This is a genomic window from Streptomyces sp. NP-1717 (assembly GCF_022695985.1).
Taxonomy (GTDB): domain Bacteria; phylum Actinomycetota; class Actinomycetes; order Streptomycetales; family Streptomycetaceae; genus Streptomyces.
Genome location: NZ_JAAPBF010000277.1, coordinates 1 through 8,493 on the forward strand (window position 1 = coordinate 1; position 8,493 = coordinate 8,493).

6 protein-coding genes are annotated in these 8,493 nt (G+C 71.2%); 3 read left to right on the top strand and 3 right to left on the bottom strand.

The window, feature by feature from the left end:
* Window positions 1-342: 342 nt before the first annotated feature.
* Entirely contained in the window at window positions 343-885 is a 543-nt protein-coding gene (locus GXP76_RS31930) for a MarR family winged helix-turn-helix transcriptional regulator (RefSeq protein WP_242575110.1), read from the bottom strand.
* 146 nt (window positions 886-1,031) lie between these two features.
* Here GXP76_RS31930 and GXP76_RS31935 point away from each other — a divergent pair, with 146 nt between their 5' ends.
* Window positions 1,032-2,315: an MFS transporter gene (locus GXP76_RS31935; protein WP_242575115.1), complete on the top strand. Its 1,284-nt coding sequence runs from the start codon at window positions 1,032-1,034 to the stop codon at window positions 2,313-2,315.
* Window positions 2,316-2,325: 10 nt separating this feature from the next.
* On the opposite strand, the gene GXP76_RS31940 is transcribed toward GXP76_RS31935, so the two are convergent.
* Window positions 2,326-4,113: an ATP-binding SpoIIE family protein phosphatase gene (locus GXP76_RS31940; protein ID WP_242575111.1), complete on the bottom strand. Its 1,788-nt coding sequence runs from the start codon at window positions 4,111-4,113 to the stop codon at window positions 2,326-2,328.
* Between the two features lie 137 nt (window positions 4,114-4,250).
* Complete coding sequence (locus GXP76_RS31945; protein ID WP_242575112.1) at window positions 4,251-5,726, bottom strand: NAD(P)/FAD-dependent oxidoreductase; 1,476 nt, start codon at window positions 5,724-5,726, stop codon at window positions 4,251-4,253.
* A gap of 322 nt (window positions 5,727-6,048) precedes the next feature.
* Here GXP76_RS31945 and GXP76_RS31950 point away from each other — a divergent pair, with 322 nt between their 5' ends.
* Both GXP76_RS31950 and GXP76_RS31955 read left to right on the top strand, forming a co-directional pair.
* On the top strand, window positions 6,049-6,843 hold the full coding sequence (locus GXP76_RS31950) for a helix-turn-helix domain-containing protein (RefSeq protein ID WP_242575113.1): 795 nt from the start codon (window positions 6,049-6,051) through the stop codon (window positions 6,841-6,843).
* Window positions 6,844-7,149: 306 nt separating this feature from the next.
* A partial coding sequence (locus GXP76_RS31955) for a sigma-70 family RNA polymerase sigma factor (RefSeq protein ID WP_242575114.1) occupies window positions 7,150-8,493 on the top strand: 1,344 nt, incomplete at its 3' end.

The following is an 8,493-nucleotide window of genomic DNA, read 5'->3' on the forward strand; positions in this document are numbered from 1 at the left end:
TCTTGCTGTCTTGCGTTTCCGACTCTATCAGAACCTTTCGGCGCCTGATTCCCAGTCAGCGGGTTTGTCTTTCCGGCCCTGCGGCCGTTCCGACGTTTCAAACTCTAGCCCGTTTCCCCGTCGACTCACAAATCGAGTCCCTGTAATCGATTTCGGCATGCCGAAATTGTTCCCGGTCCGGGGTCCCGCAGAGTTTGTGTGCCGCATTCAAGCGGCGGGAGTGTGCCGTGGAACCGTTACGGCTCCATGACAACTCGAAGAACCTTACGGACCGGCCCGGGTGGTGTCAACTTGGGCCGTTCGCCACTCCGTAACGCCGGATCCGTTCCGCCCAACTCCCGGTCAGTCCAGGTCGGTCAGGCGCCCGCCGGCATCCGGCTGGGCGTGTTCCACCCTGCGGAGCAGGCGGGTCAACAGGCCGCCCAGCACCCCGCGTTCCTCGGCCGAGAGGTCCTGGAGCAGGTCCTCCTCGAAGTCCGAGGCCATGCGCATGGCCTCCAGCCACTTCGTGCGGCCCTCGTCCGTCAGCTCGACGATCACCCGTACGCGGTTGTTCTCGTCCCGGTCGCGCGTGACCAGGCCCTCGCCCGCCATGCGGTCGACGCGGTGGGTCATCGCCGCCGGGGTGAGACCGAGACGCTTGGCCAGTTCGCCCGGGCCCAGGCGGTACGGGGCTCCGGCCAGGACGAGGGTCTTGAGGACTTCCCACTCGGCGTTGCTGATGCCGAGGTCGGAGACCTGCCTCCCGTACGCCACGTTCATCCGGCGGTTGAGCCGGCCGAGGGCGGAGACGACCTTCTCCACCTGGGGGTCGAGGTCGTCGAACTCGCGCTGATAGGCGGCGATCTGTTCGTCGAGGCTCGGTTCGTCGGGGGTGTCTGACATGCGGCGCAGTATGGCACGCCCGTCGTTGGCGTTGAAGTCCTTCGGTGTGTATTGTTCATGTTCTAACTTTAGCTTTGAAGTCTACAGACTTCAGGTCTTCCAGCGTTGAGTCTTCTCCTCAGAGGCAGGTGAGTGTGACCAGGGTGATGGGCGCCGCGATGCGCCGGATCCAGGCAGGGAACGCGTTGAGCGCGTTCGGTCTCGGGTTCACCGTCCCGTATCTCTATGTGTATGTGGCCCAGGTGCGGGACCTGGGTGCGGGAACGGCGGGGGCGGTGCTGGCCGTCTTCGCCATGGCCGCGCTCGTCGTGCTGCCCTTCACCGGGCGTGTCATCGACCGGCGCGGGCCGCTGCCCGTCGTCGTCGGTGGTGCGGTGCTGGCCGCCGTGGGCGCGGTCGCGATGGGAGTGGCGGCGACCGTGCCGGCCGCCGTGCTCGCGGCCGTGCTGCTCGGCGCCGGTACGGCCGTCATGCAGCCCGCGCTCGCCACGATGATCGTGTGGTGCTCGGAGCCGTCGGCCCGGACCCGGGCCTTCGCGACGCAGTTCTTCCTCCAGAACCTCGGGCTCGGCCTCGGTGGTCTGATCGGCGGTCAGCTCGTCGATGTCGGCAGGCCGGGGAGCTTCACCCTGCTGTTCGGTGTCGAGGCGGCGATGTTCCTGGTGCTGGCCGCCGTCGCGGGCACCGTCCGGCTCCCCCGTACGTCCGGCGCCGCCGCGCTTCCCAAGGAGATGGCCGCGCGGGCCGGGGGCGGGGGGCTGCGCGCGCTGCTCGGGCACCGGGCGATGGTGCAGCTCTGCGTGCTGGGCTTCGTGCTGTTCTTCGCCTGCTACGGGCAGTTCGAGTCCGGGCTCGCCGCGTACGGCACCGAGGCCGCCGGGATAGACCCGTCGACGCTCGGTGTCGCGCTGGCCGCGAACACCGCCGTGATCGTCGTCGCGCAGTTCGTCGTGCTCAGGCTGGTCGAGCGGCGCAGGCGGAGCCGGGTCGTCGCCTCGGTCGGGCTGATCTGGGCGCTCGCCTGGGTCATCGCCGGGTACGCGGGCCTAGGGCACGGCAGCCAGACGATGGCCACCGCCGCCTTCATCTCCACGTACGCGCTGTTCGGGCTCGGTGAGTCGATGCTGTCGCCGACCGTGGCCCCCCTGGTCGCGGACCTGGCGCCGGAGGAGATGGTCGGGCAGTACAACGCCGCGTTCGCGCTGGTCAAGCAGCTCGCGCTGGCGGTCGGGCCCGCTGTGGGCGGGCCGATGGGGGCCGCGTTGCACGGCCCGTACATCGTGACGTTCGTACTTTTCTCGCTCGGTGTCAGCGTGCTGGCGCTGCGGCTGGGCCGACAGCTCACCCCCGTACAGGACCAGCCGTCACTCGCGCCTCAGAAGTCGCGGGTGGTCGCCGTGCACAAGCCGGAGGTCGTCGCCGCCTCCTGATGGACGCCTCCTAATGAGGGAGCGCGAACTCGCACCAGACCGCTTTCCCGCCGCCCGGTGTGCGGCGGGAGCCCCAGGACGAGGCGATCGTCGCGACGATCGAGATGCCGCGGCCCGCCTCGTCCGCCGGTTCGGCGTGGCGGCGCAGCGGCAGGTGGTCGTCCCCGTCGGTGACCTCGATGATCAGGCGGCGGTCCGTACGGCGGAGTCTGAGCCGCATCGGCGGGGTCCCGTGCTGGAGGGAGTTGGCGACGAGTTCGCTGGTGGCGAGCACGCCCAGGTCCTTCAGCTCGACGGGGAAACGCCAAGAGGAGAGGACTCCCGAGGCGAAGGCGCGGGCGCGCGGCGCGGCCTCGATGCCGCCGAGCAGATCGAGCGCGGCGTTGTGGAACAGCTCGGCGGTGTGCCCGATGCGTGCGGGGTGCTGGAGGACCAGCACGGCGACGTCGTCGTCGTGCTCGGCCGTGACGCCCATCGCGCGGATCAGCCGGTCGCAGACGACCTGGGGTGATCCCTTGGCGCCGGCCAGCGCGCGCTCCAGGGATGCCACGCCCTCGTCGATGTCCTCGCTGCGGCGCTCGACGAGACCATCCGTATAGAGGACGGCGGTCGAGCCGGGTGCCAGGTCGATGGTGCCGGACGTGTGGATCCAGCCGCCGGTGCCGAGCGGGGGGCCTGTGGGGTCGGCGGCGCGCGCGACGGTGCCGTCCTCGGCGCGTACGAGGATCGGCAGATGCCCCGCGGACGCGTAGACGAGCCGGCCCTCGTTGGGGTCGTGGACCGCGTAGACGCAGGTGGCGATCTGGCTGGGGTCGATCTCGGCGGCGAGTCCGTCGAGGAGTTGCAGGACTTCGTGCGGGGGCAGGTCGAGGCGGGCGTACGCGCGGACGGCGGTGCGCAGTTGGCCCATGACCGCCGCCGCGCGGACGCCGCGGCCCATGACGTCGCCGATGACCAGGGCCGTACGGCCGGCGCCGAGGGTGATCACGTCGTACCAGTCGCCGCCGACCGCCGCGTCCGTACCGCCCGGCTGGTATGTGGCGGCGACGCGCAGGTCGTCGGGCTGTTCCAGCTCCTGCGGGAGGAGCGAGCGCTGGAGGGCCACGGCGGTCTCGCGGAGCCGGCGCTCGCTGGCGCGCAGGCGTTCGGCGGCTTCTGCGTGGTCGGTGACGTCGGCGGCGAAGACGAGGACGCCGCCGGATCCGCTGGTCTCGACGGGGGTGCAGGTCACCGTGTACGAGCCGTCGCGGGCCACGGTGGCCGAGCCGTTGACCGAGGCGTGGCCGGAGGCGTGCGGCGAGGTGCCGTGAGGCGTGCCGGCGGTGGCCGCCTGGACCTTGCGGGACTTGACCGTACGGGGCTTCCCGCTGCGCAGCACCTGGTCCATGAGGGGGATCAGGCCCAGTTCGACGAGTTCGGGGCAGCCCTCGGCCGCGGCCGTGCCGGGCTCGCGTGGTCCGAACGCGTCCGTGTAGGCGTCGTTGACGTAGGCGACGCGGTGATCGGGGCCGTACACGAGCGCGACGAGGGCGGGGAGACCGCCGAGGACGTCGCGGACGGACAGCTCTTCGAGGGCGGGGATCCCGGCCGGTCTTCCGTCCTGGTGCTCGCCGGTCCGGTCGCCGTGCTCCTCGCCGTGTCGTTCGAATTCACCGCGGGCGGCGGGCACGGAACTCTTGGCACCCGGCGAACGCGTGGAATTGTCCCGTGGCTTGGCAGGGGAGTCTCCCGTGTCCGTACGCGCCGCGATGCGGCGCTGTGTACCGGGGAGCCGGGCGCTCCAACGCGTGAAATTCACGGATTTTCAAGCCTCATGGTGTCGTTGCTGTTCGCCTTGGCGGGCTACCGGATCGCTCTCTGCGGAATCACTCTGTGCAGATGTGAACCCACCTATGGTCACACGTTCTGTGTGGCCGACGGGACTGACATCGGACGTCAGACGTCTCTGGGTCGTTCCATTCCGGCGGCGAGTTCGAACTCGGCACGTGGGTGTTCCAGAGACCCGAGGGAGACGATCTCCCGTTTGAACAGTCCCGAGAGGGTCCACTCCGCCAGTACGCGCGCTTTGCGGTTGAAGGTGGGGACTCGGCTGAGGTGGTACGCGCGGTGCATCAGCCACGCCGGATAGCCCTTGAGCTTCCGGCCGTACACCTGCGCGACGCCTTTGTGGAGGCCGAGCGAGGCGACGGAACCGGCGTACCGGTGACGGTAGTCGTTCAGCGGTTCGTCTCTCAGGGAGGCGACGATGTTCTCGGCGAGGACCCGGGCCTGGCGGACGGCGTGCTGCGCGTTGGGGGCGCATTCGGCGCCGGGTTCGTCCGCCGCCAGGTCGGGGACGGCGGCGGCGTCCCCCGCCGACCAGGCGTGTTCGGCGCCGTCGACGGTGAGTCTGGCCGTACAGACGAGCCGGCCGCGTCCGTCGAGGGGGAGGTCGCTGGCGGCGAGGATCGGGTGGGGTTTGACGCCGGCCGTCCAGACGACGGTGCGGGTGGGGTAGCGGGTGCCGTCGTTCAGTACGGCCACCCGGTTCTCGCAGGAGTCGAGCCGGGTTTCGAGGCGTACGTCGATGTTGCGGGCCCGCAGCTCGCGGATGGCGTACTTGCCCATGTCGTGGCCGACTTCGGGAAGGATGTGGTCCGAGGCCTCGACGAGGATCCACTTCAGGTCGTCGGCCTTGATGTTGTGGTAGTAGCGGGTGGCGTAGCGGGCCATGTCGGCGAGTTCTGCGAGCGCTTCGACGCCCGCGTAGCCGCCGCCGACGAAGACGTAGGTGAGAGCGGCGTCGCGCAGTTCCGGGTCGCGGGTGGAGGAGGCGATGTCCATCTGCTCCAGGACGTGGTTGCGCAGGGCGATGGCCTCCTCGACGGTCTTGAAGCCGATGCCGTGTTCGGCGAGGCCGGGGACGGGGAGGGTGCGGGAGATCGAGCCGGGGGCGAGGACGAGTTCGTCGTACGTCATCTCGAAGGAGCCGGGGATCCGGCCCGCGTCCGGGGTGCCGACGCCGTTGATCCGGTCCGGGGTGCCGGCGCCGGAGCGGTCGGTGTCCGCCCTCGCCGCGGCCTCTTCCTCGGAGGCGGGGGTGGTGAGTGTCGCGACCCGCCTGGCGTGGTCGATGGATCTGGCCTCACCGACGATGATCTTGCAGTCCGGCAGGACGCGGCGCAGCGGCACCACGACGTGGCGCGGTGAGATCGAGCCGGCGGCCGCCTCGGGCAGGAACGGCTGGTAGGTCATGTACGCGTTGGGCGACACGACCACGACCTCCGCCTCGCCGCGCCTGAGCTTCTGCTGGAGCCGCAGCGCGGTGTACATCCCGACGTAGCCGCCACCGATGACGAGAACGCGTGCGCGGGGCGGTGGTGCGGGGGTCGTCCCCCGGGAGATCTCTGCCTTCACCACCCCATGAGGCATCGGGGTCCTTGGTTTGTCCACAGCCTCGGCAAATTGTGTGACCGGAGCCCTCCGGCGGCCCCAAGTGCGCAAATCCCCCTGTGACAGGGAAGGTTCGCAGGTCAGGTGGTATGGGGCCGGTGGCGGGCGAGTGCCGAATCAGGCATCTTCCGGTCCTTGCTCCGATCGGGGGGCGCACTGTGCGGAACCACCCCCTTCTGAATTCCCCGGGGCTCAACTATGTTCGTACTCCGTCGGGGTGTCGACCGTGACTGGTCGAAACGCCCCGGCTGTCAAGGCGGGGAGGTCTCCGGGGGGAGACGTCATTACCGGGGGAACGCTTATGCACATTCAGGATTCTCATTGGCAGGCCGTCGTCTCCGTGGACGGCAACGGACGCGCGAGCACCGGCGGTATCGGCCGTGCCGCACCGCTGCGCGTCGACGCTCAGCGCAATCTCGAACATGTCCTGCGTGCGGCTCGTGAGGTGTTCGGCGAGCTCGGGTACGGGGCGCCGATGGAGGACGTGGCCCGCCGGGCCCGCGTCGGTGTCGGCACGGTCTACAGACGGTTTCCCAGCAAGGACGTGCTGGTCCGTCGTATAGCCGAGGAGGAGACCTCCCGGCTGACGGAGCAGGCCCGGGCGGCTCTGGGGCAGGAGGACGAGCCGTGGTCCGCGCTCGCCCGCTTCCTGCGGACGTCGGTGGCTTCCGGTGCGGGCAGGCTGCTGCCGCCGCAGGTGCTGAGGGTCGGGGTGGACGTCGACGAGTCGACGGTCGTGCCGGACTCGGGGGACGAGGCACGGGTGCCGCATCAGCGGCAGTCCGGGCAGCCTGATCTGCGCGTGGTCGTGGCGGGTGAGCACGCCGGGCAGCACGCCTCGGCCGGCTCGGTCGGCTCCCTGGACGACGATCTGCTGGATCCGGCTTCCGGCACGGCCGAACTGCTCGACGTCGTCGGCCAGTTGGTCGAGCGCGCGCGGTCGGCCGGCGAGCTGCGGCCGGGGGTGACGGTGGCCGATGTCCTGCTGGTGATAGCCACGGCGGCGCCCGCGCTGCCGGACGCGGCGCAGCAGGCGGCGGCTTCGGCCCGGCTGCTGGACATCCTGCTCGAAGGGCTTCGGTCCCGGGCCGCGTAGTGCGGCGTCAACGTGAGTCTGTGGGGCGGTGGTCGGACAGTAGTTCGTCCGACTACCGCACCGCACTTCGCCGTGAGCGTGGCCCGTGAAGGCCGCCTGGGGACGCGCTCCCGCGCGGATGTCCTGGTTAACGACGTTTCGGTGAGGGCCGGTCGAACCGCGCGGGTGCGGTCGTTGACCGGCGCCCTGTTTCCGGTGGCGGATCACGTACGAGTGGTCGCTGTCAACGGGGGTTTGGCGGTGGCGGGCGCTGTGGCACGCTGACTCGGTGTTTCGGGTCTGCAGGACGCTACGGGGGCTTCCGCGATGAGTGGTGACGGACGGAACGAGCCACTGGATGGCGGCGCGGGCGGTACGGAGACGGGTGGACCACCGTCCGGGCAGGTGCCGAGCCAGGGCGGGCCGGGAGGTTCCTCGGGAGCGGCCGGGCCGTCCGTACCGTCCGGACCTGTGGGTCCGCCCGTCGGTCCCGTTGTTCCTGTGCCGCCCGCGGGCGGGGCGGACGCGAGTGTGCCGCCGCAGCGCGGGCGCGGCGGCCGGCCGGCCGGGGCGCCCGCCGAGGCACCGGCCGCCGATCTGCCGTCGTCGGACGCCGAGTTGGTCCAGCGGATGCGCGGGGGCGACGACGGGGCGTACGAGGAGCTGTACCGGCGGCACTCGGCCGCCGTGCTGCGTTACGCGCGCACCTGCTGCCGGGACGCCCACACCGCCGACGACCTGACGGCCGAGGTGTTCGCGCGCACGCTCCAGGCGGTGCGCGGGGGTGCGGGGCCGGAGCAGGCGGTGCGCGCGTATCTGCTGACAACCGTACGGCGCGTCGCCGCCGCCTGGACGAAGACGGCCAAGCGTGAGCAACTGGTCGACGACTTCGCGGTGTTCGCCGCGGCGTCCGCGCGCTCGGCCGAGGTTTCCGACGACGACACCCTCGATCTGGGCGCGGACGTGCGGGCCATGCACGAGGCCGAGCGGTCGCTCGCGATGCAGGCGTTCCGCAGTCTGCCCGAGCGCTGGCAGGCGGTGCTCTGGCACACCACCGTCGAGGAGGAGTCGCCCAGCGAGGTGGCGCCGCTGTTCGGTCTCACGGCCAACGCCACGGCCGTGCTGGCCAGTCGGGCGCGTGAGGGTCTCAAGCAGGCGTATCTCCAGGCGCATGTGAACACGGCGGTCGCCTCGGCCGGTGACTGCGCGCAGTACGCCGACCGGCTCGGGGCGTTCGCGCGGGGCGGGCTGCGGATCCGCGCCGAGCGCGGGCTGCGCAAGCACTTGGACGAGTGCGCGAAGTGCCGGATCGTGGCGGGCGAGTTGGCGCACGTCAACGCCGGGATTCCGGCGGTGCTCCCGATCGCGGTCATCGGCTGGTTCGCGGCCGGTTACTCGCTCAAGGCCGCCGGGGTCGTCGCCGGCGGCGCGGCGGGTGCGGCCGGAGCCGGTGCGGCGGCGGCGGCCGGTGGCGCGTCGGGTTCGGCGGGTGGCGCCGGTGGCGCGGCGGGCGGTGCGGCGGCCGAGGGCCTGGGCGCGCCGATGAAGGCGGGGATCGCGTCGGTGGTCGCCCTCGCGGCGGCGGCCGGGCTGGTGTGGGCGCTGACGGGCGACGAGGTCCCCGACAAGCCGGTGGCGAAGCCGCCGGTCGTACAGCCCGTCGTACCGCAG

What these genes read in the sequence shown, in the direction of transcription:
- GXP76_RS31930 (WP_242575110.1), bottom strand. Translation starts at nt 885, where the DNA reads ATGTCAGACACCCCCGACGAACCGAGCCTCGACGAACAGATCGCCGCC.
- GXP76_RS31935 (WP_242575115.1), top strand. Translation starts at nt 1,032, where the DNA reads ATGGGCGCCGCGATGCGCCGGATCCAGGCAGGGAACGCGTTGAGCGCG.
- GXP76_RS31945 (WP_242575112.1), bottom strand. Translation starts at nt 5,726, where the DNA reads ATGCCTCATGGGGTGGTGAAGGCAGAGATCTCCCGGGGGACGACCCCC.
- GXP76_RS31950 (WP_242575113.1), top strand. Translation starts at nt 6,049, where the DNA reads ATGCACATTCAGGATTCTCATTGGCAGGCCGTCGTCTCCGTGGACGGC.